The sequence below is a fragment of the Arthrobacter bambusae genome, assembly GCF_022606295.1.
In the GTDB taxonomy this organism is placed as follows: domain Bacteria; phylum Actinomycetota; class Actinomycetes; order Actinomycetales; family Micrococcaceae; genus Arthrobacter; species Arthrobacter bambusae_A.
In genome coordinates, this window is sequence record NZ_JAHHZS010000002.1 from 23,548 (window position 1) to 48,441 (window position 24,894).

General features: G+C 64.6%; 24 protein-coding genes and 1 tRNA gene. 15 read left to right on the top strand and 10 right to left on the bottom strand.

What is annotated here, in order from left to right:
- Nucleotides 1-5 precede the first annotated feature (5 nt).
- Complete coding sequence (locus KNN17_RS01440) at nucleotides 6-1,136, bottom strand: FUSC family protein (protein ID WP_078106952.1); 1,131 nt, start codon at nucleotides 1,134-1,136, stop codon at nucleotides 6-8.
- Nucleotides 1,137-1,418: 282 nt separating this feature from the next.
- Between KNN17_RS01440 and pstS the strand changes: the two genes are divergently transcribed.
- From pstS to pstB, 4 genes are all read left to right on the top strand, one after another.
- Entirely contained in the window at nucleotides 1,419-2,537 is a 1,119-nt protein-coding gene (gene pstS / locus KNN17_RS01445; protein ID WP_241707170.1) for a phosphate ABC transporter substrate-binding protein PstS, read from the top strand.
- Nucleotides 2,538-2,676: 139 nt separating this feature from the next.
- The gene (gene pstC, locus KNN17_RS01450) at nucleotides 2,677-3,609 is read left to right on the top strand and encodes a phosphate ABC transporter permease subunit PstC (protein WP_241707171.1); all 933 of its coding nucleotides are present in this window, start codon (nucleotides 2,677-2,679) and stop codon (nucleotides 3,607-3,609) included.
- On the top strand, nucleotides 3,609-4,718 hold the full coding sequence (pstA, locus tag KNN17_RS01455) for a phosphate ABC transporter permease PstA (protein ID WP_241707172.1): 1,110 nt from the start codon (nucleotides 3,609-3,611) through the stop codon (nucleotides 4,716-4,718). Before pstC ends, pstA begins: the two co-directional genes overlap by 1 nt.
- Nucleotides 4,719-4,766: 48 nt before the next feature.
- On the top strand, nucleotides 4,767-5,546 hold the full coding sequence (pstB, locus tag KNN17_RS01460) for a phosphate ABC transporter ATP-binding protein PstB (RefSeq protein ID WP_078106948.1): 780 nt from the start codon (nucleotides 4,767-4,769) through the stop codon (nucleotides 5,544-5,546).
- Between the two features lie 94 nt (nucleotides 5,547-5,640).
- Here pstB and KNN17_RS01465 read toward each other — a convergent pair whose 3' ends face one another.
- The 3 genes from KNN17_RS01465 to KNN17_RS01475 form a co-directional block, all read right to left on the bottom strand.
- The gene (locus KNN17_RS01465) at nucleotides 5,641-6,654 is read right to left on the bottom strand and encodes an inorganic phosphate transporter (protein ID WP_241707173.1); all 1,014 of its coding nucleotides are present in this window, start codon (nucleotides 6,652-6,654) and stop codon (nucleotides 5,641-5,643) included.
- A 1-nt stretch (nucleotide 6,655) separates the two neighbouring features.
- A complete protein-coding gene (locus tag KNN17_RS01470) occupies nucleotides 6,656-7,273 on the bottom strand; it encodes a DUF47 domain-containing protein (protein ID WP_078106946.1) in 618 nt (205 codons plus the stop codon).
- 238 nt (nucleotides 7,274-7,511) lie between these two features.
- Complete coding sequence (locus tag KNN17_RS01475; protein ID WP_078106945.1) at nucleotides 7,512-8,171, bottom strand: hypothetical protein; 660 nt, start codon at nucleotides 8,169-8,171, stop codon at nucleotides 7,512-7,514.
- A 218-nt stretch (nucleotides 8,172-8,389) separates the two neighbouring features.
- On the opposite strand from KNN17_RS01475, the gene KNN17_RS01480 reads away from it, so the two are divergent.
- A tRNA-Lys gene (locus KNN17_RS01480) sits at nucleotides 8,390-8,462 on the top strand.
- Nucleotides 8,463-8,516: 54 nt separating this feature from the next.
- On the opposite strand, the gene KNN17_RS22500 is transcribed toward KNN17_RS01480, so the two are convergent.
- Entirely contained in the window at nucleotides 8,517-9,908 is a 1,392-nt protein-coding gene (locus KNN17_RS22500) for a CoA transferase (RefSeq protein ID WP_241707174.1), read from the bottom strand.
- A gap of 96 nt (nucleotides 9,909-10,004) precedes the next feature.
- On the opposite strand from KNN17_RS22500, the gene KNN17_RS01490 reads away from it, so the two are divergent.
- From KNN17_RS01490 to KNN17_RS01530, 9 genes are all read left to right on the top strand, one after another.
- Nucleotides 10,005-10,613: a DedA family protein gene (locus tag KNN17_RS01490; protein ID WP_241707175.1), complete on the top strand. Its 609-nt coding sequence runs from the start codon at nucleotides 10,005-10,007 to the stop codon at nucleotides 10,611-10,613.
- A 204-nt stretch (nucleotides 10,614-10,817) separates the two neighbouring features.
- Complete coding sequence (locus KNN17_RS01495) at nucleotides 10,818-11,120, top strand: urease subunit gamma (RefSeq protein WP_078106942.1); 303 nt, start codon at nucleotides 10,818-10,820, stop codon at nucleotides 11,118-11,120.
- 9 nt (nucleotides 11,121-11,129) lie between these two features.
- Entirely contained in the window at nucleotides 11,130-11,534 is a 405-nt protein-coding gene (locus KNN17_RS01500; RefSeq protein WP_241707176.1) for an urease subunit beta, read from the top strand.
- Nucleotides 11,531-13,276 carry an urease subunit alpha gene (gene ureC / locus KNN17_RS01505; protein ID WP_241707177.1) on the top strand — a complete coding sequence of 582 codons (1,746 nt, stop codon included), beginning with the start codon at nucleotides 11,531-11,533 and terminating at the stop codon, nucleotides 13,274-13,276. The genes KNN17_RS01500 and ureC overlap by 4 nt, the downstream gene beginning before the upstream one ends.
- Nucleotides 13,277-13,295: 19 nt before the next feature.
- Complete coding sequence (ureE, locus tag KNN17_RS01510) at nucleotides 13,296-13,775, top strand: urease accessory protein UreE (RefSeq protein ID WP_241707178.1); 480 nt, start codon at nucleotides 13,296-13,298, stop codon at nucleotides 13,773-13,775.
- 56 nt (nucleotides 13,776-13,831) lie between these two features.
- The gene (locus KNN17_RS01515; protein WP_241707179.1) at nucleotides 13,832-14,500 is read left to right on the top strand and encodes an urease accessory protein UreF; all 669 of its coding nucleotides are present in this window, start codon (nucleotides 13,832-13,834) and stop codon (nucleotides 14,498-14,500) included.
- A gap of 16 nt (nucleotides 14,501-14,516) precedes the next feature.
- Nucleotides 14,517-15,134 (top strand): urease accessory protein UreG, encoded by a 618-nt coding sequence (gene ureG, locus KNN17_RS01520; RefSeq protein WP_078106937.1) that lies wholly within the window; start codon nucleotides 14,517-14,519, stop codon nucleotides 15,132-15,134.
- The gene (locus KNN17_RS01525) at nucleotides 15,131-16,111 is read left to right on the top strand and encodes an urease accessory protein UreD (protein ID WP_372489598.1); all 981 of its coding nucleotides are present in this window, start codon (nucleotides 15,131-15,133) and stop codon (nucleotides 16,109-16,111) included. Before ureG ends, KNN17_RS01525 begins: the two co-directional genes overlap by 4 nt.
- Nucleotides 16,111-17,166, top strand: a complete 1,056-nt coding sequence (locus KNN17_RS01530) for a HoxN/HupN/NixA family nickel/cobalt transporter (protein WP_241707180.1) — start codon at nucleotides 16,111-16,113, stop codon at nucleotides 17,164-17,166. Before KNN17_RS01525 ends, KNN17_RS01530 begins: the two co-directional genes overlap by 1 nt.
- Nucleotides 17,167-17,361: 195 nt before the next feature.
- Here the strand turns inward: KNN17_RS01530 and KNN17_RS01535 are convergent, their stop codons facing one another.
- On the bottom strand, nucleotides 17,362-18,384 hold the full coding sequence (locus KNN17_RS01535; RefSeq protein WP_241707181.1) for a PHP domain-containing protein: 1,023 nt from the start codon (nucleotides 18,382-18,384) through the stop codon (nucleotides 17,362-17,364).
- 323 nt (nucleotides 18,385-18,707) lie between these two features.
- Between KNN17_RS01535 and malQ the strand changes: the two genes are divergently transcribed.
- On the top strand, nucleotides 18,708-20,900 hold the full coding sequence (malQ, locus tag KNN17_RS01540) for a 4-alpha-glucanotransferase (RefSeq protein ID WP_372489599.1): 2,193 nt from the start codon (nucleotides 18,708-18,710) through the stop codon (nucleotides 20,898-20,900).
- Nucleotides 20,901-20,976: 76 nt separating this feature from the next.
- Here malQ and KNN17_RS01545 read toward each other — a convergent pair whose 3' ends face one another.
- Genes KNN17_RS01545 through KNN17_RS01560 form a run of 4 tightly spaced genes read right to left on the bottom strand, consistent with a single transcriptional unit; the run spans nucleotide 20,977 to nucleotide 24,877 of the window.
- Nucleotides 20,977-22,047, bottom strand: coding sequence for a lactonase family protein (locus KNN17_RS01545; protein ID WP_241707182.1), 1,071 nt, complete (start codon nucleotides 22,045-22,047; stop codon nucleotides 20,977-20,979).
- Between the two features lie 7 nt (nucleotides 22,048-22,054).
- Nucleotides 22,055-22,885, bottom strand: a complete 831-nt coding sequence (locus tag KNN17_RS01550) for an aldo/keto reductase (protein ID WP_241707183.1) — start codon at nucleotides 22,883-22,885, stop codon at nucleotides 22,055-22,057.
- A 19-nt stretch (nucleotides 22,886-22,904) separates the two neighbouring features.
- The gene (locus tag KNN17_RS01555) at nucleotides 22,905-23,912 is read right to left on the bottom strand and encodes an NAD-dependent epimerase/dehydratase family protein (RefSeq protein WP_241707184.1); all 1,008 of its coding nucleotides are present in this window, start codon (nucleotides 23,910-23,912) and stop codon (nucleotides 22,905-22,907) included.
- Complete coding sequence (locus tag KNN17_RS01560) at nucleotides 23,906-24,877, bottom strand: aldo/keto reductase (RefSeq protein WP_241707185.1); 972 nt, start codon at nucleotides 24,875-24,877, stop codon at nucleotides 23,906-23,908. Before KNN17_RS01560 ends, KNN17_RS01555 begins: the two co-directional genes overlap by 7 nt.
- Nucleotides 24,878-24,894 lie beyond the last annotated feature (17 nt).

Consider the following 24,894-nt stretch of genomic DNA (forward strand, 5'->3'; position numbering starts at 1 on the left):
ACGCCTCACTGCAAGGGAGGAAGCACGTCCCTTGCTTCCCGGGGATCCATGCCCGCGGCTTCGAGCAGGTCCACCATCAGCGGGCGGAAGAGCATCACCACTGTTTCGCCCTCGAGCTTCTGCACATGCAGGATCTTGGGGTGCAGCCGGGTGGCAATGTCGGCCAAGTCCTGCCGCGCGCCGCGTAGGTGGGCGCGGCGGGCGCCGTCGTGCACTTCCGCGAGGCCGAGCGACAATTCCTCGACGGCGGCAGAAGTGTCCTGCAGGACCTCGGAAATGCTGTCCGTCGCCTCGTCCGTCAATGCTGCATGGTTGATGGCGCTCGTGAGTCTCCGTGCGAACACCCGGCCGTTGCGGAGGGCGAGGTCGATGGAATCCAGCGATTCCTCCAGCATGGTCAATTCGTCGCGGTGCCGCCGGTACGCCGGGGCGAGCGTCGCCACCTCACCCGAGGCTTTGAGGGATTGGCGCATCCGGTCCACGAGGGGCTGGCAATTCCGGCCACGGATGAGCGCATGCCAGGCCTGGGTCGAATCGCTGTTGATCAATGCGTCGGCACACTCACGGAGGACCTCCGAGAGTTCGTGGAGGAGTTTGCGGACGTCCTGGCGCGGCTCCCGTCGCGGGTCCTTCGGTACCAGCATGGTGACGAGCAGCGCGAAAACCCCGCCCACCACGGCGTCGATGCTGCGGGTGAAAGGCCCCCCGGCCGGCGCGGGCAGCAAGACCACGAGGAGCGATTGCAGGCCAAGTTGGGTGGTGAAGATGGTGCCGCTGTCCAGGAACCGGGCCAGCAGGATGGAGAAGAGGAGCACGACGGCGGCTTGCCAGATCCCCGAACCCAGCCAGTGGAGCAGCAGATCGCCGATGACGATCCCGAGGGTGCAGCCAAGCCCGACCTCCACGACCCGGCGAAGCCGCGGATCCCGCGAGAAGCCGAGCGCGATCAGCGACGAAGTTGCGGCGAAAAGGGGTCCTGTATGCCCCAGGATGTATTCGGCGAACGCGTAGGCGCCCACCGCGCAGACGGTCATCTGGACGGCCGGAACCAGGGAGTTCCTGCTGCGGACGAAGCCGGTGCGCAGCCGCGCCCGCAGGAATTTCTTGCTTGTTGAAAGTCCTTGTGGGGCGGTCATGGCTCAAGTCTATTCAGGAGCGGCGTGCGGGGTGCGGCACGCCGTGGGAGCCGGAAAGTGAGGGGCGTCACTTAATCCCTCACGGCGTGCCAAGCGCAAGGGCGACGCTGCACTTGTAAGCCAATGGTCCACAGCCGTTCATCTGCCGTTCACTTTGGACCGCCGATCCCGTTACCTGCGGCTCATACCGTCAATAAAGGTACAAACTCGTACGCAAATCTTTCGTATGCCGACTTTCTCCCTCGGTACGCATCAGAGAATCCCTGGAAGGGGTACATCCCAGTGAAGGCAACTCGCTTCGGCCGCAACGCGGCAATCGCGGTCCTCGCAGTCGGCGCCCTTGCGCTGACCGCTTGCGGTTCAGACAACGCAACCGGCGCCCCGGCAGCTACCCAGAGCGCCGCAGGCGTCAAGGTCACCGGCACCCTGACCGGCATCGGCTCCTCGGCGCAGGGCGCCGCAATGGACGCCTGGAAGACCAACTTCGCTTCGGCGAACCCGGGTGCCACGGTCCAGTATTCCCCGGACGGCTCGGGCGCAGGCCGCAAGGCCATCCTCGACGGCTCCGCGCAGTTCGCAGGCTCTGACGCCTACCTGACCGACGCTGAGCTGGCCAGCTCCAAGACCAAGTGCGGCACCGACGGCGCCATCAACATCCCGGTCTACATCTCGCCGATCGCCGTAGCCTTCAACATCCCGAACGTCAAGGACTTGAAGCTCGACGCCACCACGGTTGCCAAGATCTTCCGTGGCCAGATCACCAACTGGAACGACCCGGCAATCGCCGCCCTGAACGCCGGCGTCACGCTTCCGGACCTCAAGGTCACCCCGGTCAACCGCTCTGACGACTCCGGAACCACCCAGAACTTCACGGACTACCTGGCATCCGCCGCTCCCTCCGTCTGGACCGACAAGGCTGCCGGCCTGTGGCCTGCATCCTTGAAGGGCGAGAACGCCAAGGGCACCTCCGGCGTCGTCAAGACGGTCACCGACACCCCTGGTGCCGTGACCTACGCTGACGATTCCGCAGTTTCCGGCAAGCTCGGCACCGCGCAGATCAAGGTTGGCTCGGACTTCGTCAAGATCTCCGCCGACGCTGCCGCCAAGGCCGTTGAACTGGGCAAGCCCGTTGCAGGCCGCCCGGCCGGCGACCTTTCCATCAAGCTCGACCGCACCACCACGGATTCCTCGGCCTACCCGGTCGTCCTGGTTTCGTACCACGTCGTCTGCACCACCTACGACAAGCAGGCAACCGCTGACCTGGTCAAGGCATTCGAGAGCTACGTAGTCTCCGACGCCGGCCAGCAGGCCGCCGCCGGCTCCGCCAAGTCCGCTCCGCTCTCCAAGGCGCTGCAGGACAAGGCAAAGGCTGCTGTTGACTCCATCAAGGCCAAGGCCTAAGGACCACAATGGAGTAGTGGTGCTGCGGACCGCAGCACCACTACCCTGAATATCGAGGTTCCCTGTCCCGCGCTGGTGAAACATCACCGGGCGGGGCGGGGAACTTGGCCATTTTTGAGTGAATCTGAAGGATCGTGAAGTGACCACCAACTCCTTGACCACTTCCCAAGGTGCCGGACGCGCCGGGGACAAGGTCTTCTCCGGAGCCACCCTGGCTGCGGGATGCCTGATCCTCGTGGTTCTCTTCGGCGTCGCACTTTTCCTCGTCATCCAGGCCATTCCGGCGCTCGTGGCTCCGCCCTCAGACATCCAAGGCGGCCAGGGCTTCTTCGCCTACATCGGGCCGATCGTGGTTGGCACCCTGATTGCCGCCGTCATCGCTCTTGTGATTGCAACCCCCGTCGCCATCGGCGTTGCCCTGTTCATCTCGCACTACGCGCCCCGCAGGCTTGCTTCGGGTCTTGGCTACGTCGTGGACCTTCTCGCGGCCATTCCTTCCGTGGTCTACGGCGCCTGGGGTGCGGCATTCCTTGCCCCCCAAATTTCGCCGGCTTACGGCTGGCTGGCCACCTACATGGGCTGGCTGCCGATTTTCCAAGGCCCCGCCTCGGCTACCGGCAAGACCATCCTGACCGCGAGCATCGTCCTCTCCGTCATGGTCCTGCCGATCATCACTTCCCTGTCGCGTGAGATCTTCCTGCAGACCCCGAAGCTCCACGAGGAAGCCGCCCTGGCCCTCGGCGCGACCCGCTGGGAAATGATCAAGATGGCCGTTTTGCCGTTCGGCCGCCCGGGTATCGTAAGCGCGATCATGCTGGGCCTCGGCCGTGCACTTGGCGAGACCATGGCCGTCGCGCTGGTCCTGTCCTCCGGTGCCCTGACCGCAAGCCTGATCCAGACCGGCAACCAGACCATTGCCGCGGAAATCGCCTTGAACTTCCCTGAAGCCAGCGGACTCAAGGTCAGCACGTTGATCGCAGCCGGTTTGGTATTGTTCGTCATCACGCTCGGTGTCAACATGATTGCACGCTGGATCATCTCCAGGCACAAAGAATTTTCGGGAGCCAACTAATGACTGTCACAGCCCCCGTAGCGCGCAAACGCTCCGCACTTACCAAGGGCCAGTTGCCCGCGTTCGCACCGTACGTCGTCCTGGCCGTCGCCCTGGTTCTCGGCGCAGCGATCCTTGCATTGATCGGCTTCAACGCCTTCGGCTGGGGCCTCGTGTCCGCCATCCTCTTCGCGATCGGCCTGGTCGGCTGGAGCGCAGTGGTCGAAGGCGGCCGCAAGGCGCGCGACAAGCTCGCCACGTGCCTCATCGTCGGTTCGTTCCTGGTGGCCCTGCTGCCCCTGATTTCGGTGATCTGGACCGTCCTTGTGAACGGCATCCCGGGCATCATCACCCCCGGCTTCCTGACCACATCCATGAACGGCGTCACAGGTTCCCTCGACAACAAGAGCGTGGACGACGGCACGAAGGTCCTCGGTGGCATCTACCACGCTGTCCTGGGCACGGTGCAGATCACGCTGCTCGCCACGGTCATCTCGGTTCCGGTGGGCTTGCTGACCGCGATCTACTTGGTGGAATACGGCAATGACCGGGCCCTCGCCCGCGCCATCACGTTCTTCGTCGACGTCATGACCGGAATCCCCTCCATCGTGGCAGGCCTCTTCTCTGCAGCGTTCTTCTTCGCCGTGGTCGGCCCCGGCACCAAGACCGGTGCGGTCGCCGCCGTCGCGCTTTCAGTACTGATGATCCCGGTGGTGGTCCGCTCCAGCGAGGAAATGCTCAAGATCGTCCCGAACGAGCTCCGCGAGGCTGCCTACGCGCTGGGCGTCCGCAAGTGGCGCACCATCCTCAAGGTGGTCATCCCGACGGCGATCTCCGGCATCGCGTCCGGCGTCACCTTGGCGATCGCCCGCGTGATTGGCGAGACTGCCCCGATCCTCGTCACCGCCGGTTTCGCCACCACCATCAACAACAACGTGTTCGGCGGCTGGATGGCCTCGCTGCCTACGTTCATCTACACGCAGATCCTGAACCCGACCTCGCCGTCCAACCCGGACCCGTCGAGCCAGCGGGCATGGGGTGCCGCACTGGTCCTGATCATCCTGGTGATGCTCCTGAACCTCGGCGCCAGGCTGATCGCCCGGATCTTCGCCCCCAAGGCCGGCCGTTGACCCGCCAGGCCACCCGCACACTTCCAACCACAGCACCGAAGGAACACCATGTCTAAGCGGATCGACGTCAAGGATCTGAACGTCTACTACGGCAGCTTCCTGGCTGTTGAAGGCGTCAACATCAACATTGAAGCCAAATCGGTGACGGCGTTCATCGGCCCGTCCGGCTGTGGAAAGTCCACCTTCCTGCGCACCCTCAACCGCATGCACGAAGTACTGCCCGGGGCGCGCGTCGAGGGTGAAGTCCTGCTCGACGGCGACAACCTCTACGGCCCCGGCGTGGACCCCGTGACGGTCCGCACCCAGGTTGGCATGGTCTTCCAGCGGCCCAACCCGTTCCCCACCATGTCCATCCGCGACAACGTGCTGGCCGGCGTGAAGCTGAACAACAGGAAGATCAGCAAGGGCGCGGCCGACGCGCTCGTGGAGAAGTCCCTGCGCGGCGCCAACCTGTGGAACGAGGTCAAGGACCGCCTCGAGAAACCGGGCTCCGGCCTCTCAGGCGGCCAGCAGCAGCGGCTCTGCATCGCCCGTGCGATCGCAGTGGAACCGCAGGTCATCCTCATGGACGAACCCTGTTCCGCGCTGGACCCGATCTCCACTTTGGCCGTCGAAGACCTCATCAACGAGCTCAAGGACGAATACACCGTGGTGATCGTGACGCACAACATGCAGCAGGCTGCACGTGTTTCCGACAAGACGGCGTTCTTCAACATCGCCGGCACCGGCAAGCCGGGCAAGCTCATCGAGTTCGCTGACACCACCACCATCTTCAACAACCCGTCCCAGAAGGCCACCGAGGACTACGTCTCCGGCCGGTTCGGATAAGGCCCCAGCGGCTCCCTAAAAGCCCGACGGCGACCGTCACCTTCCGAGGTGACTGCCGGCGTCGGGCTTTCGCGTGCCTGGACGACTCCTCAAGTCAGTGCGACAGCGGCGAGAGCGCCAGCCCGACGACGAACGCCACCACGGCGGTGACGATCGGCGTCGCGACCCAGAATCCCAGTATGCGCAGCACCATCCGGCGGTTGGTGACCGAAAAGTTCTGGTTGGTTCCTGCGCCAAGCACTGCCGACGTGACCGTGTGCGTGGTGGAAAGCGGCAAGTGGAATCCGATGGCGCCGACGAACAGCATCAGCGAGGTCAGGCTCTGGGCTATGAATCCCCGCATTGGGTCGACCCTCGTGAGCTTGTAGCCGAGGGTGTACGAGATGCGCCAGCCGCCGCAAAGCGTTCCCGCCGTGAGCATGACAGCCGTCAGCAGGATGACCCAGACCGGGAGGTCGTTGGGGCCGGACACCCCGGCCGCAACGGCGCCCAACAGGATCACCGCTACGGATCGCTGCCCGTCCTGCAGTCCGTGGCCGAACGCGACGGCAGCGGCCGAGACGGATTGTGCATGACGGAAGCGGCTATGCACGACGTCGGGCTGGGTGTAGCGCGCGGCCCACGTGACAGGCCACACGAGCAGGTAGGCGCCGAGGAAGGCAATCACGGGGGACAGCAGCAGCGGCAAGACCACTTGTGCCAGCAGGATATCGTCTACCCCGTTGACGGAGCTGCCACCCATCACGGCGCTGGCGGCTCCGGCGCCCACCAGGCCTCCCACTAAAGCGTGGGTTGACGAGAGCGGCACACCGCGCCACCAAGCGTAGATTCCCCAAAGGATGGCGCTGCACAGCCCTGCGGTGAGCACAGTCAGGCCGGTCATTCCCGGGGGCAGGACCACCCACGACTGGCTGAAAATCAGTGCGAATCCGCCGCTGAGCAGTACACCGGCAAAGTTGAAGACAGCCGCCAACACGACGGCTACAGACGGAGTGAGGGCACGCGTCCGCACAGAGAGTGCGACGGCGGTGGAGACGTCGCGGAAGCCGTTCAGGAATGCGAAGCCAGCCGCCAGTACCACCACAAGGGCGTAGAACGCGACCGCCACCTCATGCTTCCTTGACGATGATGCTGCCTACCTGGGTAGCGACCCGGCGCATGTCCTTGGTGACGTCGACCAGTTGGTTGGCTACGTCGCGATTCCTGGAAAACTGGGTGGACTTCATGTCACGGAGCATCTCGGCCACCCAGGTCCGGTGGCTGCGTTCCGCACGCTTCGCCAGCCGCAGGACCTCGATCCAGTAGTCCTCGAGTTCGTCAAGATCGTCCAGCTGGCGCATGGCATCGACCGTGAGTTCCGCCTGGCGGCTGATGATCTCCAACTGGTCCGCCGCACGCTTGGGCACCCGGTCCAGTTTGTAGAGGGCCACGAGCTCACCCGCGGCATCCAGCTTTTCCATGGCCTCGTTGAGGAAACGGGAAAGGGCATACATGTCTTCGCGGGGGAGCGGGTTCACGAAACTCGTGCGCATATGGGTCAGGAGGGCGAAATGCAGATCCGTGGATTTCGCCTCGTGCTCGTGCATCTCCTCCACAAGCCGTTCGTGCTCCGCGACAGGAGCTCCGAAGATCTCAGAAAGCGTCCCTGTTGCCTCAAGAATCTGGCGGGCCATTTGCGACAACAATTGCAACCCGGCGGGTTCTTGAGGGAAGAGACGCAGCTTCATTTGGCTTCCGGTAGGCGGGAGGGATCGGGATGGGGCGGCGTCTTCGCCGAAGGGCATAAAAATGGTGCCGAACCGGATACGCCTCTCGGCGGTAGGCCGCTCGAAGCGGCTATAAGTTGAAGCCCGGGGGTTTCGCGGTTCGACACCAGTTTCAGTTTTCTACGTCGTCCGAGCTAAGTCAACATTGACAGCTGGCGGTCGGGGTGGTTGTGACGGCCCGTCGCCCTTATATTTCACGTCAGTCCAGCTCTCCGAGGCGCCATGCATTGGCCGCGTGCTCCAGATCTTCGGCGGTCTTCACGAGCTGGTGGGAGTTCCGGGTCAGCTTGCTTGCGTGGCCTTCGTTCGAATGCTCGGCGCTGTCCGCCAAGGTGGCTTGGCCGAGCGCGACGACGCGGCAAAACGCGGCTGAGCGTTCCAGCGCGACGTCGAAATCGCCGTCGAACGCTCCCGAAAGGATGGCATCCGCCATCTGCTTCATCTCGTCGGCTCCCGGCGGCTCGGCGGCCCCCGCCACAACGTGCGACACCTGGGCGGTGTCCCGGCCTGCTTTGAAGTACACGGAAATGCGCTCGGAGTTCTGCATGGTGGCCGCGCGCAACGCATAGAGCCGCCACAAGGCGCCGGGCAAGGACCGCGCGGGACTCTCGGCCCACATTTCGGCGATGGCTTCAAGGCCTTGCTCGTCGGCGAGCTTCACGAGGCGCCTGGTGATCTTGGGATCGTCACTGTCCCTGCCTCGGCGCACGAGGGCCTGGGCGGCAAGGTGCGCGGCTTCGGACACGCGCGCGGGGTCCGCTCCACCGGCAAAAGGCTCGAAGTCAACCGGCGCGAAGGGTTTCGGCTTGTGGTGCCTATTTGCTCCGCCGTACACAGGAGGTCCCGATTGTTCGCTCATGCCCCAACGCTACTCCTGTGTTTTCGCTCGTGCACTCTTGACTGGGGGCGTTCCTTCCTGACCTTCTTTGAATCCGTGGGCACCGCGACTCGCCGTTGTGGGCGTGTGTCGTCGTCGGGGTTTGGATCAAAAGAGGTCAGGACGGCGCGGGTGCTGCCTGTGTCAAAACGGCCTTGAGCTTGAGGTACAGTATTTATGGCTGTTTCTACAGTCGGCAGGGGCCTTTAGCTCAGTTGGTAGAGCATCGGACTTTTAATCCGTGGGTCGTGGGTTCGATCCCCACAGGGCCCACCCTTAAACCCCCGGAACCGCTCGGTTCCGGGGGTTTACCTGTGCCAGGCGAAACTACGGCGTGGCCCACGTGGCCGGGTGGCGGCCGAGCGGTCCGGCTTGCTGCGACCACCGCGCGGGGATGCCGTCGATGCGACCGGGGAGAGGCACGTGTTGCGCCGGCCCCCAGTGAGTGGTGGTTGCGGTCAGGGTGAAGTCTGTCGGTGTAGCTACGGCCAGGTGGTCGTCCGGCGGGGTCAGCGAGTACAGCAGGTTTGCCGTGCCAATGAGTGAGCCCTGCATGCGGGCGGTCATCGAGTGGGTGAGCCGCCGGGTCAGGGCACGGGCAACGGCCGCACCCAATAGCCAGCCGGTCGCATGGTCGAGCGCTTGAACGGGAAGCGGTGTCGGCTCCGCTTCGCCCGTGGCCGTCGCTCCGTCGTTAGCGATCCCGCAGCTCATCTGGACCAGGCTGTCGAAGCCGCGGCGGTTGCGCCAAGGTCCCTCCCACCCGTACGCGTCCAGGCTGGCGATGATCAGGCCGGGGTTCACGGCGACCAGCGCCTCGTCGTCGTAACCCAGGCGTTTCAGGGCGTCGGCCCGCAGCCCCGATACGAGCACATCGGCACCCGCGAGCAGTTCCTCAAACGTCGAGCGGTCGCTTGGGGCAGTGAGATCCAAAGCGGCGGTACGTTTGCCGAGCGTCGTCTCAGGCAGCAACGAGGGCACCTCGTCAAAGCCTGGCGGGTCGATCCGCAGCACGTCGGCACCGTAACCAGCGAGGAACTTGGTGCACACCGGTCCAGCGATCACCCGCGTCAGGTCCAGCACGCGGACCCCGTCGAAGGGCAGACGCCCGACGGCGTTCGGCATCCCGTTGCCCGGCGAGGGGCGCTCGACGACGGACATGGGCGGCGCGTCCGCCGTCGCCATCCCTGGAGCGGAAGCGAGCCATTGCCCGCGGTGGTGCATGACGGCGGCACATCCGCCCGCGTCGACGATCGCCGTCTCCAACTCTTCGGCGCGCAACCCTGCCACCGCGGCCTGAACCGTGTCGCGGTCGTGGGCGCCCAGAACGCGCTCGACGGCGGCGCGGTGGCTCGCGTAGTTGGTGTGCAGCCGGATCCAGGCGTCGGCCGCGCGGTAGTTGCCGGCGATGGGGTCCCACAAAGGTGGGCGGGTCCAGCCGATCGGGGCGAACAGCCTCTCGGAGGCGAACGCCGCGCACGACTCCCGACTGTCTATCGTCACCGCTCGCGGCCCTGACTGGCGGCGGGCTGCGAGGAACTGATCAGCGGCCACTGTCGCGACGGCGACCGTTCCCGTCGCGAGTCCTGTCACGTCGAACGCCGCCGGGAGAACCGACCTCGGTCCGGTAGTCGTTAGCTGAGTGGCCGGCCAATCAGCATCATCGGCACCGATTGCGTGCCACATCCGGGAGGCCGCATCAGCGAAACTGTCGTTCACACTCACCATTCTTGACGGGCCAACACGAAACGAGCAATGGCAGCCGGATCCAACGCTTCCTGCCCAAGTGGGCCTTCAACTGCCAGACTGTTCTTCATGCAAGCGCTTTTGGACGGACTCCTGAATACCAGCCCGCTCGTGATCGCCTGCATCGTTTTTGCCCTCGTGTTCGCTGAGGATGCAATCTTTGTGGGCTTTGTGATCCCCGGTGAAACGGCAGCGGTGGTCGGCGGCGTGATTGCAAGCCGGGGGCTCTTCGAATTGTGGGCCATGATCCTCATTGTGGTGACTGCCGCGATCACGGGAGACACCGTGGGCTACGAGATTGGCAAGCACCTCGGCCCGCGGGTGATGGCGCTGAAAATTCTGGACAAGAGGCGCGCCCAATTGCAGAGGGCCGAAGACTTCCTCAAGGACAAAGGCGGCCTGGCGGTGCTCCTGGGCAGGTTTACCGCCTTCTTTCGTGCCGTCATGCCCGCGCTCGCAGGACTCAGCCGCATGCCCTACCGGCGCTTCGCGTTCTGGAACTTCAGCGGCGGCATTATCTGGGGGTCCTTGTTCGTGACGCTCGGCTATGTGGCCGGAAATTCGTACGAAGAAGTGGCGCGCGTGGTGGGCCGGGGCGCCGCGGCTGTGGTGGCAGTAATCGTAGTGGCGATCCTGCTTGTGTGGCAGCTCAGGAGGCACCGCGCCAAGAAGGCGTGATGCCGCAGGAGCGTGGAAATCCCGCCGAAACCTCAGGGCTTTAGGCTGGTCACAATTCGTTCGGGAGGGGTAGTGAAAGGTCGAACTGGATATGTCTGACGTTTGGCGTTATAACCGTAGTAGCTGCCCCGACGTCCTCGGCTTATCTGAGCCTCGAGTGATCTGATGTCCGCTTCTGCAGCACAGAACTTTTAAGGAGAACCGATGCATCTTTTGCCCCGTGAGCAGGAAAAGCTCATGATCGTGGTCGCGGCAGACCTCGCCCGCCGTCGGCAATCCCGCGGCCTGAAGCTCAACTTCCCCGAAGCCGTGGCGATCATCAGCTACGAACTGATCGAGGGCGCCCGGGACGGCAAGACCGTTGCCGAACTGATGAGTTACGGAACCACCCTGCTTCGCCGTGAGGATGTCATGGAGGGAGTGCCCGAGATGATCCATGATGTCCAGATCGAGGCGACTTTCCCTGATGGCACCAAGCTCGTCACCGTCCACGATCCGATCCGCTAGGAGGCCAACATGATTCCCGGTGAATACCGTCTCCAATCGGAGCCCATCGCTTGCAACAGCGGACGCGAGGCAATCGCCGTCGAAGTAGTCAACCGTGGCGACCGCCCCGTCCAGGTGGGTTCGCATTACCACTTTGCCGAATCGAACCCCGCGCTCGATTTCGACCGCGAAGCCGCCTATGGCCGCCGGCTGGACATCCCCGCGGGAACGGCCGCGCGCTTCGAACCAGGCGATTCCAAGACCGTCAGGCTCGTGGCCCTTGCGGGCAGCCGCGAAGTCTACGGACTGCGGAACGCCGTCAATGGTCCCCTTGACGCGGACGCCGGAAAGAACGACGGCGGCGCTGCCGCTTCCACCGGGGGGTCTGCCGCCACCGAAGGGCCCGGGGCCAGCAAGGAAGGGACAGCCCAATGAGCTTCGAAATTTCGCGCAAGCAGTACGCAGACCTCTACGGCCCGACGACGGGCGATTCCATCCGCTTGGCGGACACCGAGCTTTTCCTTGAGATCGAGAAGGACTACACGGTCTACGGCGAAGAGGTCATGTTCGGCGGAGGCAAGGTGGTCCGCGACGGCATGGGGCAGAACGGCCAAGTGACCCGGGATGAGGACGTCCCGGACACCGTCATTTCGAACGTGATGGTCCTCGACTACACGGGAATCTACAAGGCCGACGTGGCGCTCAAAGACGGCCACATCTTCAAGATCGGCAAGGCAGGCAACCCCCAAATCGCCGACGGCGTGGACATCGTGATCGGGGCCAGCACCGAAATGATCGCCGGAGAGGGCAAGATCCTCACCGCAGGCGGCGTCGACACCCACATCCACTACATTTCCCCGGACCAGGTCCCCACGGCCCTGTGCAGCGGCATCACCACCATGGTGGGCGGTGGCACGGGGCCCGCAGAAGGCACCAAGGCGACCACCATCACGCCTGGCAAATGGCACATTTCACGGATGCTGCAAGCCGCGGAAGGGCTGCCGATCAATATCGGCCTGTTCGGCAAGGGCCACGCGTCCGCCATCGAGCCGCTCGCCGAACAGATCCGCGCAGGAGCAGTGGGCCTCAAAGTCCATGAGGACTGGGGCGCCACGACGTCGTCGATCGACATGTCCCTGCGCGTAGCCGACGAATACGACGTCCAGGTAGCCATCCACACCGACACCCTTAACGAGTGCGGATTCGTGGAGGACACCATCAAGGCCATCGACGGCCGCGTAATCCACACTTTCCACACGGAAGGCGCGGGCGGCGGGCACGCCCCGGACATCATCAAGATCGCCGGACTGACCAACGTGCTCCCGGCGTCCACCAACCCCACGCTCCCGTACACGCGCAACACCATCGAAGAGCACTTGGACATGCTCATGGTGTGCCACCACCTCAACCCGGACATCCCGGAAGACGTGGCGTTCGCCGATTCCCGCATCCGGGCCGAAACCATCGCCGCCGAAGACGTGCTCCAAGACTTGGGCATCTTCTCCATGACGTCCTCGGATTCCCAGGCCATGGGCCGCGTGGGCGAAGTCGTCATCCGCACGTGGCAAGTGGCCGACGCCATGAAGCGGCAGCGGGGTGTGCTCAAGGATCCGTCAGGTGCAAGCCACGGCGCTGCAAACGGCCTTGGCGGGGAAAGCGACAACTTCAGGATCAAGCGCTACATCTCCAAATACACCATCAACCCCGCCATCGCGCAGGGCATGGCGGACTCCATCGGCTCCGTGGAAGTGGGCAAGTTCGCCGACCTCGTCCTCTGGAATCCAGCCTTCTTCGGAGTGAAGCCGGAACTGGTCCTCAAGGGCGGCCAGATTGCCTACGCCCTCATGGGCGATTCCAACGGCTCCATCCCCACCCCGCAGCCGCGCACCATGCGCCCGATGTTCGCCACTCACGGCAAGGCCTTGCAGCAGTCCTCCATCACTTTCCTGTCGAAGGCCGCCATCGATGCCGGTGTACCGGAAGAGCTTGGCCTTGAACGCGTCATCCGCCCGGTGTCCGGCATCCGGAACTTGCGCAAAGCGGACCTGAAGTTCAACGGCGAGACGCCCGATATCGCCGTCGACCCCGAAACCTACAAAGTGACGGTCGACGGCGAAGACGTCACCTGTGAGCCTTCCGACGTGCTGCCCATGGCCCAGCGCTACTTCCTTTTCTAGATCGCCCGAGGAGAAACACATGATCATCGAAAAGATCCTCGGCAACCTGCACGAACTGCCCGACCCCGAACAGTACGCCGGCCACCACAAGGAGAAGGTCGTCCTACCCAGCGCCCAACTGGTCAAACGCATCCAGCGCGTCACCACGGACCACGGGAAAGAGCTCGGCATCCGCCTCCCGGCCGGATCCGGCGACCTGCGCGACGGCGACATCCTCGTCGTCGAGGACGCGAACCTGATCGTGGTGTCCGTGCTGCCGAGCGACGTCCTGGTCATCGCCGCCCGCAGCATCTACGAAATGGGCGTAGTGGCGCACTCCCTCGGCAACCGGCACCTCCAGGCCCAGTTCTTCGACGGGTCTTCCGAGTACGGGGCCGAAGTCATGGTGTGCCAGTACGACCACACGGTCGAGGACTACCTCAAGCACGTCGGTGTGCCTTACGACCGCCAGGAACGCGTCATGCCGGTGCCTTTCCGCCATGCTGAACACACGCACTAGTCTCCTGGGCCGATGGTCGGGTTGGCTGCTTTGTCGTCTCGCCTTGAGGGGGTGGCATGGCTTCTTATCAGCTTGCGTTGCAGCAGCTCACTGACTCCGCGTTGCCTACTGGGGCGTTTGCGCATTCTCTTGGATTCGAGACGTACATTGACCGCGGGTTGGTTCACGATGAAGCCTCGTTCGGCACCTGGCTGGCTGCGTTTGTGGGGCAGCAGTTGACTTATTCCGATGGTTTGGGCTTTCGGTTCCTTTATGAAGGGGTGAGTGTGGGGGAGTTGGATGCTCATTTGAGCGCCCAGCTCTTGCCTCGGCAGTTGCGGGAGGCCAGTACCAAAATGGGCGGGCGGCTGATCGAGATCGGAACCGAAGTCTTTCGGTCGGCCGAGCTGGAGGCGTACCGGACTCTGGTGACCACGGGCCGGGCCGCCGGCCATCAGCCGCTGGCGTTCGCCGTCGTCGCGCGCTCGCTGGGCGTGCCCTTCGAAGAAGCGCTGGCCGGGTACCTTTTCGCGGCGGTCACCTCCCTGACCCAGAACGCCGTGCGCGCCATCCCGCTCGGCCAGAACTCCGGGCAGCGGCTGCTGCGCGAAGCGCACGACGACGTCGCTGCCGCCGTCGAACATGTCCGGCACCTCGGCTGGGACGACTTCGGAGCCGTCAGCCCCGGCCTGGAAATTTCGCAGATGCGGCACGAATGGCAACGTGCACGCATGTTCATGAGCTAGAACCAAAGGAGGACACATGTCTGAACCCATCAAGATCGGCATCGGCGGCCCGGTAGGTGCCGGCAAAACGCAGCTCGTGGAGCGCCTGACCCGCCACATGAGCCGGGAAATCTCCATGGCCGCCATCACCAACGACATCTACACGATCGAAGACGCCAAAATCCTCGCGGCCAACGGCATCCTGCCCGAGGACCGCATCATTGGCGTCGAAACCGGCGGCTGCCCGCACACCGCCATCCGCGAAGACACCTCCATGAACACGGCCGCCATCGAGGAACTCAAGAAACGCCACCCGGACCTGCAGGTCATCTTCGTCGAATCCGGCGGCGACAACCTCTCCGCAACGTTCAGCCCCGAACTCGTGGACTTCTCGATCTACATCATCGACGTCGCACAGGGCGAAAAAATCCCCCGCAAAGCCGGCCAAGGCATGATCAAGTCGGACCTCTTCATCATCAACAAGACCGACCTCGCCCCGTTCGTCGGCGCAGACCTGTCAGTGATGGAGCGGGACTCCAAGGAATTCCGCGGCGACAAGCCGTTCTGCTTCACCAACCTGAAGACCGACGAAGGGCTCGACAAGGTCATCGCATGGATGCGGCACGATGTCCTGATGCTCGATCTGGCCCAATGAGCACGACGGCTACGGCGGCTGAGCTCTCACCGGCGGATGGGTCACCTCCGGCGGCTCCGCCGGATTTGGGGCCGTGCCCGCTTCGCGGTGCCCGCCACGCCGCGGCCCCCAAATCCGGCTTCGCCGCCTCTTCGAGCAACTCGCCGCGGGGCGAGCTCAGCCTGCGGGTCGCCTTGCGTGCTGGTCGATCCGTGGCCGTGCAGCAGTTTCATCAGGGTGCCTTGCGGGTGTTGAGGCCGCATTACTTGGATGGGTCGGGACAGGTTTGTTATGTCATGGTCAATCCGGGCGGGGCGTATTTGGGGGCGGATCTCTATGTTGTGGATGTCGAGGTCGAGGATGGGGCCTCTCTGCTCTTGACGACGCAGTCGGCCACGAAGATCTATCGGACGCCGGAATCGTTTGCCGAGCAGCGGATGACAATCCGGCTGGGGGAGGGGGCGGAGCTGGAGTTGGCTCCGGACCAGCTCATCGCCTACCGGGAGGCCAGTTATCGGCAGAATACGCGCATCACTGTGCGCCCGACGTCGAGCCTGGTCATGGCGGAAGTCATCACTCCGGGCTGGTCGCCGGACGGTGCTTCTTTCAAGTACCGGGAACTGCGCCTCCGGAACGAGATCCAGGTGGAGGGCGACGACGGCGCGGCGCTGCTCGCGCTCGACAACCTCCTGATCCGGCCGCCCCTGGGCGATGTGACCGGGTTGGGCTTCATGGAGGGGTACAGCCACCTGGGTTCGCTCGTTGTGGTGGATCCGCGGGTTGATCAGGCGCTCGCCGATCAACTGCACCGGCTGACGGCAGGGTATGACGCGTACTCCGGCTTGTCCCTGAGTCGGAGCATCGCGGGCACAACGGGCCTGGTCCTGCGGTCCCTTTCGAACAGCACCGAGGAACTGAATCGATTGCTGGGCGCCTGTACCGGCCTCTTGCGCGAAAGCTGGTACGGCAGGGCCCCGCTGAACCTCAGGAAGTACTGATGACGTCACTCGCGGAACTTGCCTCGATGTACCGCCGGCGTGAGCATCTCCCGATGAAATCGCGCCTCGCGTTCATGTTCGGCTCCGTCGTCCTCCTGCACCTTGGCGCCGTCGTGCTCCTGTTGGTGGGTGGCGCCGGTGGCGGGCAGCCGCTGGCGTTGGGGCTCGTGCTGACGGCCTATGTGGCCGGCATAAAGCACAGCTACGACTGGGACCACATCGCCGCGATCGACAATTCCACGCGAAAATTCGTGGCGCAACGCAAGGACCCAGTAAGCGTCGGCTTTGCCTTCAGCCTAGGCCACAGCTCCGTGGTGATCCTGGCCGGTGTAATGGTGGTCGGCGGCGCCAGCCTCGTGGGCCAGCTCATGGAGGACGGCACCACCGGACACCTCGTGCTGGGGCTGATCGGCAGCGGCGTCTCCGGGATCTTCCTCCTGGCCATGGGTATCTTCAACGGGTCTGCGTTCCTTCGTACGATGCAGTTGTACCGCGCCGCCCAGGCCGGTGGCGCGATCGCCGTCGACGACCTCGAAACCAAAGGGTTCATCGCGCGCCTCCTGGCCAAGCCGCTGTCCAAGGTCCAGCGTCCGCGGAGCATCTACGTGATCGGGTTCTTGTTCGGCCTCGGATTCGACACCGCCACCACCATCGGGCTGCTGGTGCTTACGACGGCGGCCTCGCTTGCGGGAGTGTCCGTGCTCGCCCTCCTGGCACTACCGCTGGCTTTCACCGCGGCAATGACCCTCTGCGATTCCGTCAACGGGGTGGCCATGATGCGTATGTACAAGTCGGCTATCAACGATCCCCGGCGCAAGCTTGGATTCAATGCGATCATCACTGGCATCTCGGCCTTCTCGGCGCTCTTCATCTCGGTCATCACGCTGGGTGGTTTCCTCAACGCGGCCTTCGGGCTGCGCGATCCGGTCACCACGTGGTTGGGCGAAATAGACCTCGGCGACGCCGGGCTGGTGCTGATTGGGCTGTTCGTCGTCGTTTGGGTGGTCGCAGCCGTGCGGTTCCGGGTCCGCGCAGCGCTCCGTGGGAAGCCCTGACGACGCCCGCTCACTTATAACCCGAATTCTGACGACGCCCGCTCACTTATGCCGGGAAAATCGACGACGCTCGCTCTCTTTTGGGGCAATTTTTGTCAACCCTCCTGCAGTTGTATCGCCGGGGGTCGACGGCGGGGGTCGGCACTGGGTGCGGAAGTCGCCGTCGGGCATTAAATAGTTGGCGGCGACGGCGGGCTACGGCTTGGGCTGGAGCCACTCGAGAAGCCGATCGACCGGCCATGTTGTGATGATCCGATCGGCGGGTACGCCGTTGGCTCCCGCGCGCTCGGCACCATATTGCAGGAAATCGAGCTGGCCCGGGGCATGCGCGTCACTGTCAATGCTGAAAAGGCAGCCGGCATCGAGGGCAATACGAATCAATTCGTCCGGCGGGTCCTGGCGTTCAGGCCGCGAGTTGATCTCGACCGCGACTGAGTGTTCCGCGCACGACGCGAATATTTCTTCTGCGTCGAACTCCGATGGGGGCCGTGTTCCTCGTGATCCTTTGACCAAGCGGCCGGTGCAGTGACCAAGGACGTTCGTATGGGGGTTTTCGATAGCGGCGAGCATGCGTCGAGTCATCGACCGTTTGTCTGATCGGAGCTTCGAGTGGACACTGGCCACCACAACGTCGAGTTGGCTCAGCAGTTCCGCGGACTGATCCAACTCGCCGTCTTCAAGAATGTCCACTTCGATTCCGGTTAATAGCCGAAAGCTGGACGATTGCCCGTTGTTGATCCCATCCACGACCGTGAGCTGCTCCATCAAACGCTCGGGGCTGAGTCCGTTGGCGATGGTGAGATTGGGGGAATGATCGGTCAAAGCGAGATATTCCCGTCCGAGAATATTCGCAGCGGTCACCATGACCTCTATCGGCGAGCCGCCGTCGGACCAGTTGCTATGGCTGTGCAGATCACCCCGGAGCTCGGCGTTTAGCTCGTGCCCACCGTTGACCAAGGGCTCGGCGCCACGACGGCGGAGATTCTCGAGGTAGTCAGGAACAGCGCCGCTCAGGGCTTGGCTGATCACCTCGAAGGTCCGGCTGCCGATTCCCTTGGTCCGCTTGAGGCGGCCATCTTTGACCCGGGCAGCCAGTTCCTCTTGGCTCAGGCCGGCGATGACGCCCGCGGCCCGGCGGAAGGCCTGGACCTTGAAGCTGTCCGCCAGTTCCCGTTCCAGCCAGAAGGCGGTTTCGTTGAGCGCGTCGATGGCGTCCATGGCTCAATCATGTACCACACCGCGCCCAGACGTAGGTGAGCGAGGGTTTGGATTCGGGTGCCGATAGGTGAGCGAGCGTTTGAGATTTCAGACGCTCGCTCACCTATGTCGGTTCCACGACCGACGCTCGCTCACATGAGGTGAGCGGGGGTCTGGGTTTGGGGGCGTATATGTGAGCGGGCGTCCCGGGGTGGGGCGTCATGCTGCCGGAATTACTGGGACGGCCCGCACTGCCCTGCAATAATCGGAACCAGTTGCCTCGCTCGAGTTGCACGCGGGGCGGTATGAACGTTCGGACGAATCACATCGCAGACGAGGCGGACATGACCAACACCCCCATCCAGCAGGACACCGACACCACGGCGAAGCCCATCGCTATGAACCCCGCCACTGACGAGGACCTGCTTCACCGGCTCGCGGATGCTCACGGCGTCGGGACGTCGTTCCATGGCTGGGATGGGCTGCAACACGACGTTTCGCCCACCACGTTGATTCAAGTGCTGGGCGCCCTCGGGGTTACGGCCCATTCCAACGAGCAGATCGAGGCGGCCCTCGTGGACGCAGAAGTGGCGCCGTGGCGGCGGATGCTGCCGCCCGCCGTCGTCGTCCAAGAGGGAACGACCGCGGCTGTGCACGTCCACGTCCGCGACGGTTCGCCGGCCCGGCTGTCGATCTCGCTCGAGGACGGAACGGAACGCGAAGCCACCCAGCAGGAGGATTGGGCGCCCTCGCGCGACGTGGATGGAGTGCCCACAGGCCGTGCCACGTTTGAGGTGCCCGCCGGGTTGCCGCTCGGCTGGCACTCGCTCACGGCCGAGTCCGACGGCGTGACGGCCACCGCGGCGCTGGCCGTGGTTCCGGCCACGTTGCAGACGGCAGCACAGCTGGAAGAGCGGCGGGGCTGGGGACTCGCCACGCAGCTGTACTCGGTGCGCTCGAAGCGCTCATGGGGTATCGGGGACTTCGCGGACTTGGCTGATCTGGCGTCCTTGGCCGGGGCGCGCGGGGCCGACTACATCCTGGTGAATCCGCTGCACGCCGCGGACCCTGTGCCTCCGGTTCAAGCGTCGCCGTATTCTCCGTCCACCAGGCGGTTCTTCAACCCCATTTATATTCGCATTGAAGAAATTCCCGAATTGGCATATGTAAAACCCCGCAAGCGCGCCACGGTGGACCGGTTGTTGGATGACGTCCACGCGCTCAACAAGGACGCGGAACGGCTGGACCGGGACCAGATCTTCGCCGCGAAGCTCGCTGCACTGGAACTCCTTCACACCGTCAAGCTTTCTCCTGCCCGGCAGCGCGCCTTCGAGGAGTTCTGCCGGGAGTCCGGTGCGGGCCTGGACGATTTCGCCCTTTGGTGCGCCATCCGCGAGGACCGCTCGCCGGACGACCCCTTCTGGCAGGAACCCGAGGCCACCCTTGGCTCGCCCGAGGTTGAGGCGATGCGGCAGGCCTTGGCCGATCGGATTGGTTTCCACCGCTGGCTGCAGTGGATCTGCGATGAGCAGCTCGAGTCGGCCCAGGCCGCGGCGAAGCGATCCGGCATGAGGCTGGGAGTCGTGCACGATCTCGCTGTCGGGGCGGACCTGAGCAGCGCCGACGCCTGGACCCTGCGCAGCAGCTTCGCGCCGGGCGTCAGTGTGGGCGCACCGCCGGACATGTACAACCAGTTGGGCCAGAACTGGAACCAGCCGCCATGGCACCCGGTCCGCTTGGCCGAGGCGGGCTACGCGCCGCTGCGCGCGATGCTCTCCACCGTCCTCCGCCATGCCGGCGGAATCCGTGTGGACCACATCCTGGGGCTGTTCCGTTTGTGGTGGGTGCCCGCTGGCAACTCCGCCCGCGACGGCGCCTACGTCCGCTATGACCACGAGGCCCTCATCGGCATCCTCGCTCTGGAAGCGCACCGCGCGGGCGCGGTGGTCATCGGCGAAGACTTGGGCGTTTTCGAGCCGTGGGTGAGGGACTACCTTGCGGCCCGCGGCATCCTGGGCACGTCGATCCTCTGGTTCGAGTACGACGGCGACTCGCCTCTCCCGCCCGAACGGTACCGAACGAGGGCCCTCGCAAGCGTCAACACCCACGACCTCCCGCCGACTGCCGGGTACCTCGCCGGCGATCACGTGGAACTCCGGAGCAAACTGGGTTTGCTCGAACGAAGCGTGGCCGAGGAACGGGCCGAGCACGAGGCCGGCCTGGACAAGATGATGGGGTTGCTGCAGGAAAAGGGCCTCTTGCCGGCCGACGGAAAAGCGCTGGGCGAAGAGCAAGTCATTGAGGCGCTCCACCGCTTGCTGGCCCTCGCGCCCTCAGTCCTGTTGGGCGTTGCGTTGGTGGATGCCGTGGGCGAAAGGCGCGTGCAGAACCAGCCGGGAACGACGTCGGAGGTCTACCCCAACTGGCAAGTGCCGCTGGCCGACGACCACGGCCGCGCGGTACTGATTGATGACCTTGATGCCAACCCGCGGTTCAACTCCCTGCTGGCTGCCGTGGACGAGGCTGTGCGGGGTTAGGCACCGCATCGAGGCGTGAGATCTCGCCTCTTTCGGGTCGCGAAAACGCCGAGATCTCACGCATGGATGGGTGAACTCAGGTCGCGATGACCAAAGCGGTGGGTGAACCTACGCTCAGCTGCTCGAGGACTTCGCCCGGGATGCCCGTGGCACGGTCCAAGGCCAAGGTTGTGACTTGGTTGGATCGCTCGTGTGCCACGTGGAGCCAGCCGTCGCGGACCAGGTGGTGTCGGGGCCAGTCACCACCACTGGGCACGTCCGCCACGGGCCGGAGCCGGGTTCCGCTGCCTTCGACGGCGAGTACCGAGATCCGGTTCGAGCCGCGGATGCCCGCGTAGACGAAGCGATTGTCCGGGGACAGCGCGATTTCCGCTGCTGCGTCGCCGTCCGCGGATCCACCCGCCGTCGCAGGACCGCGATGGTGGAGCGCAAAGCGGCCGTCCCCGCCGGGCAAGAGCACTGCGACCTCGATGGAATATTCGGTCAGGACGAACACGGCGTCGGCAGAGGGGTGCTGGACCAAGTGCCGCGGACCGCTGCCCATGGGGAGGGCCACCTGGTGGTCCGGGAGCAGGCCGCTGTCCGGGAAGTAGTTCCACACCCGCACAAGGTCGAACCCGAGGTCGGTGGTCATGATCCGGCCGTCCTCGAGCATGAGGCTTGCGTGGGCGCGGCTCACCCTGGGGCCGCCTGTGGCGATGTCGATGCCTCCGTCGACGCCGGCGTACGGGTCCTTCGCCGGCGGCGCGGCAAAGCGCGAGGTGATGCCGCCGTCGTCGTCGAGCCCGTACAGCAGCACGTTGCCGTCGCCCCAACAGTTGACCACGATGAAACGGGCGGAAGGGTCGACGGCGACGTGGCAGGCCGCAGACCCAGCCGGCCAGGCCTCGCCCAAGGGTTCAAGGACGAAGGGCCCCGCCTGCCGGTATGCCCGGACCGTCTGGGCGGCCTCGGCTACCGCATAGACCACGGGCAGCGCGGGGTGAACGGCAAGGAACGACGGCGACGGTGCTTCGACGGCAGTGCCGAGCCAACTCAGGTGGCCACCTCCCCGGGCCGAAACCGCCCCAATGCCCGTTCCGATCCCGTCGCTGTCCACGGTGTACGCACCTGTCCAGATGAGCGTTCCCTCGATGTCCTCTGCCATGCCGTCCTCAGTGTCCCTGTACGTCCGAGTCGACTCCGGCATCGGCACCCGCGTCCAAAGTAGCGATCGCGGACAGATCGTCGTGATCCAAAGTGAAGTCGAAAACGTCCAGGTTTTCCTTCATGCGCAGCGGATTGGCGGACTTCGGGATGGCAACGAGCCCTTCCTGGACGTGCCAGCGCAGCACCACCTGACCCGGAGTCTTTCCGTGTTTCTTCCCGATCGCGGCCAACACCGGCGCGTTCAGGAGATCGCGGCCGGCCCCCAACGGACTATACGATTCCGTGGCGATGCCATGGCTGCCATTGAATGCCCGCTCGTTGATCCGGGTAATGGACGGCGAGATCTGGATCTGGTTGACGGCCGGCACCACCGATGTTTCCTCGAGGAGCCGCTCGAGATGCGAGGGCTTGAAGTTGGACACGCCGATCGATCGCACCTTCCCCTCAGCCTGGAGCCGCTCGAAAGTCTCCCAAGTGGACACGAATTCATTCCGTTGGGGGAGCGGCCAATGGATCAACAAGAGGTCCACGTAGTCCAGTCCGAGCCGCTTGAGGGATCCCTCGAGCCCCTCGACGGCACGATCGCGGCCTTGATGCGTGCCGTCCAGTTTGGTGGTGATGAACAGTTCCTCGCGCGGGAGGCCGCAATCCCGCACGCCCTGCCCGACGCCGGCCTCGTTACCGTAGCGGTACGCCGTGTCGACGTGCCGGTAGCCAAGCCCGACGGCGGACACCACCGCCGCGGCGACCTGGGCGTCGTCGAGCGGCCAGGTTCCGAGGCCGATCTGCGGAATGGCATTACCGTCATTGAGCCTGACGGTCGGAGCAAGTGCCATGGTCCTGTCCTTTCGGTTGCTAGATCGGCCTCCGCGCCCATTGGACCAGTTGATCGCTGAGTTTCATGAAGTCCTGGTCCACGTGCTTGATGCCTGGATGTTCATCATGCCACCGGACGATCTCCCGTGCGCCCGCGGCGAAGGGAATTTCTGCCCGATACCAGGGCACCAGGGTCTTGATCTTGGTGTTGTCGAAGACCACGGAATGCGACCTGTCCCCGAGAAGCCCGGGGCCTAGCTCCGGGGAGTGCGCGGCAATGGTGTCCGAGGCGATGTGCACCAGTTCGGGTTCCGGCGCCGCTGCCGCGGTGGCGAAGAGCCGGTAGACCTGGTCCCACGGGAGTGCCTCGTCCGAGGTAATGGTATAGCTTTCACCCACAGCCTGCGGCCGGCCAAGGAGACCAACGAAAGCGACAGCAAAGTCATCTGCATGGGTGAGGGTCCACAGCGAGGTACCGTCGCCGTGGACTACCACAGGCAGGCCTTCCCGCATCCGATGGATGTCCGTCCAGCCGCCCAGGAGGGCGATCCGCGTGCGGTCATAAGTGTGCGAGGGCCGAACGATGGTGACGGGGAATCCCTCGTCGCGGTAGGCCCGGACTAGCAGGTCTTCGCACGCGATCTTGTCCTGCGAGTACTTCCAGAACGGGTTCCTGAGCGGGGTCGACTCGAGGATCGGCAAGTGCGCGGGCGGCTTCTGGTAGGCCGACGCTGAACTGATGAACACGTACTGGCCGGTCCGGCCGCGGAACAACTCCACGGCGGTGGCCACATGCTCCGGCGTGAAGGAGATGAAGTCCGCGACGGCGTCGAACTCGCGGCCGCTCAGCACCTCCGCCACCTCGGCGGGGTTGCGGATGTCTGCCTGGAGCAGTTCCGTGCCCGCGGGAGCCGGCCGTTCCGAGCTCAGTCCGCGATTGAGAATGGTGAGCCGGTGGCCCAGCGCGACGGCGCGCTCCGCCGCCGCCGCGCTGATGGTCCCCGTCCCGCCGATGAACAGCAGGCGCAACGGTGCCGACGTCACCACGCGTAGTCCTCGGGCGCCGTCCGGTGGCCCGGGAAGATGTCGTCGAGCCGCTTGAGGGCATCGGCGTCGAGGGTGACATCCAAAGCCCTGATGGCGGCATCCAGTTGCTCTTGCGTGCGTGGACCCACGATCGGTGCGGTCACGGCCGGTTGGTGCAGCAACCAGGCCAAGCCGACGTCGCCGGGTTGCTGGCCGAGATCGTCGGCGAAGTCCTCGTACTGGCGGATCTGGTCTTCGTGCTTCTTCAGCGTTTCGGCCGCGCGGCCCTCAAGGCGACGGACGCCGTCGCGGTCCTTCTTCAGCACGCCGCCCAGAAGGCCGCCGTGTAGAGGCGACCACGGGATCAACCCGAGGCCGTACTGCTGGGCGGCCGGGATGACTTCCAGTTCGACGTTCCGCGTGAGCAGGTTGTAGATCGACTGCTCGCTCACGAGTCCGTTGTAGCTGCGCCGTGCGGCAGCCTCCTGGGCCTGGGCGATATGCCAGCCAGCGAAGTTGCTGCTTCCGGAGTACAGGATCTTGCCCTGCTGCACAGCAACCTCGATGGCCTGCCAGATCTCGTCCCACGGCGTGTTCCGGTCCACGTGATGGAACTGGTAGACGTCGATGTAGTCCGTCTGAAGACGCTTGAGGCTTGCGTCCAAGGCGCGCCGGATGTTGAGGGCGGAGAGCTTGGACTCATTGGGGCGGTCCGTCATGGTTCCGTAGAGCTTGGTGGCCAGGACGACGCGCTCGCGGCGCTCGCCGCCCTTGGCGAACCAGCGGCCCAGGATTTCCTCGGTCCATCCCCGGTGCTGCGTGCCGCCGTAGACGTTGGCGGTGTCGAAAAAGTTGATGCCGGAGTCCAGCGCGGAATCCATGATGGAGTGCGCTGCCGATTCCTCGGTCTGAGGGCCGAAGTTCATGGTTCCGAGGCACAGGCGGGAGACGCTGAGGCCTGAGCGGCCCAAGTGGGTGTACTGCATGGTTTAGGTTTCCTTAC

Coding starts and splice junctions, on each gene's coding strand:
- KNN17_RS01560 (WP_241707185.1), bottom strand. CDS start 24,877: ATGCAGTACACCCACTTGGGCCGCTCAGGCCTCAGCGTCTCCCGCCTG.
- KNN17_RS01495 (WP_078106942.1), top strand. CDS start 10,818: ATGCATCTTTTGCCCCGTGAGCAGGAAAAGCTCATGATCGTGGTCGCG.
- ureC (WP_241707177.1), top strand. CDS start 11,531: ATGAGCTTCGAAATTTCGCGCAAGCAGTACGCAGACCTCTACGGCCCG.
- KNN17_RS01500 (WP_241707176.1), top strand. CDS start 11,130: ATGATTCCCGGTGAATACCGTCTCCAATCGGAGCCCATCGCTTGCAAC.
- KNN17_RS01475 (WP_078106945.1), bottom strand. CDS start 8,171: ATGAGCGAACAATCGGGACCTCCTGTGTACGGCGGAGCAAATAGGCAC.
- KNN17_RS01440 (WP_078106952.1), bottom strand. CDS start 1,136: ATGACCGCCCCACAAGGACTTTCAACAAGCAAGAAATTCCTGCGGGCG.
- ureE (WP_241707178.1), top strand. CDS start 13,296: ATGATCATCGAAAAGATCCTCGGCAACCTGCACGAACTGCCCGACCCC.
- pstA (WP_241707172.1), top strand. CDS start 3,609: ATGACTGTCACAGCCCCCGTAGCGCGCAAACGCTCCGCACTTACCAAG.
- KNN17_RS01530 (WP_241707180.1), top strand. CDS start 16,111: ATGACGTCACTCGCGGAACTTGCCTCGATGTACCGCCGGCGTGAGCAT.
- malQ (WP_372489599.1), top strand. CDS start 18,708: ATGACCAACACCCCCATCCAGCAGGACACCGACACCACGGCGAAGCCC.
- pstB (WP_078106948.1), top strand. CDS start 4,767: ATGTCTAAGCGGATCGACGTCAAGGATCTGAACGTCTACTACGGCAGC.
- KNN17_RS01545 (WP_241707182.1), bottom strand. CDS start 22,047: ATGGCAGAGGACATCGAGGGAACGCTCATCTGGACAGGTGCGTACACC.
- KNN17_RS01535 (WP_241707181.1), bottom strand. CDS start 18,384: ATGGACGCCATCGACGCGCTCAACGAAACCGCCTTCTGGCTGGAACGG.
- KNN17_RS01470 (WP_078106946.1), bottom strand. CDS start 7,273: ATGAAGCTGCGTCTCTTCCCTCAAGAACCCGCCGGGTTGCAATTGTTG.
- ureG (WP_078106937.1), top strand. CDS start 14,517: ATGTCTGAACCCATCAAGATCGGCATCGGCGGCCCGGTAGGTGCCGGC.
- KNN17_RS01490 (WP_241707175.1), top strand. CDS start 10,005: ATGCAAGCGCTTTTGGACGGACTCCTGAATACCAGCCCGCTCGTGATC.
- KNN17_RS01515 (WP_241707179.1), top strand. CDS start 13,832: ATGGCTTCTTATCAGCTTGCGTTGCAGCAGCTCACTGACTCCGCGTTG.
- KNN17_RS01550 (WP_241707183.1), bottom strand. CDS start 22,885: ATGGCACTTGCTCCGACCGTCAGGCTCAATGACGGTAATGCCATTCCG.
- KNN17_RS01525 (WP_372489598.1), top strand. CDS start 15,131: ATGAGCACGACGGCTACGGCGGCTGAGCTCTCACCGGCGGATGGGTCA.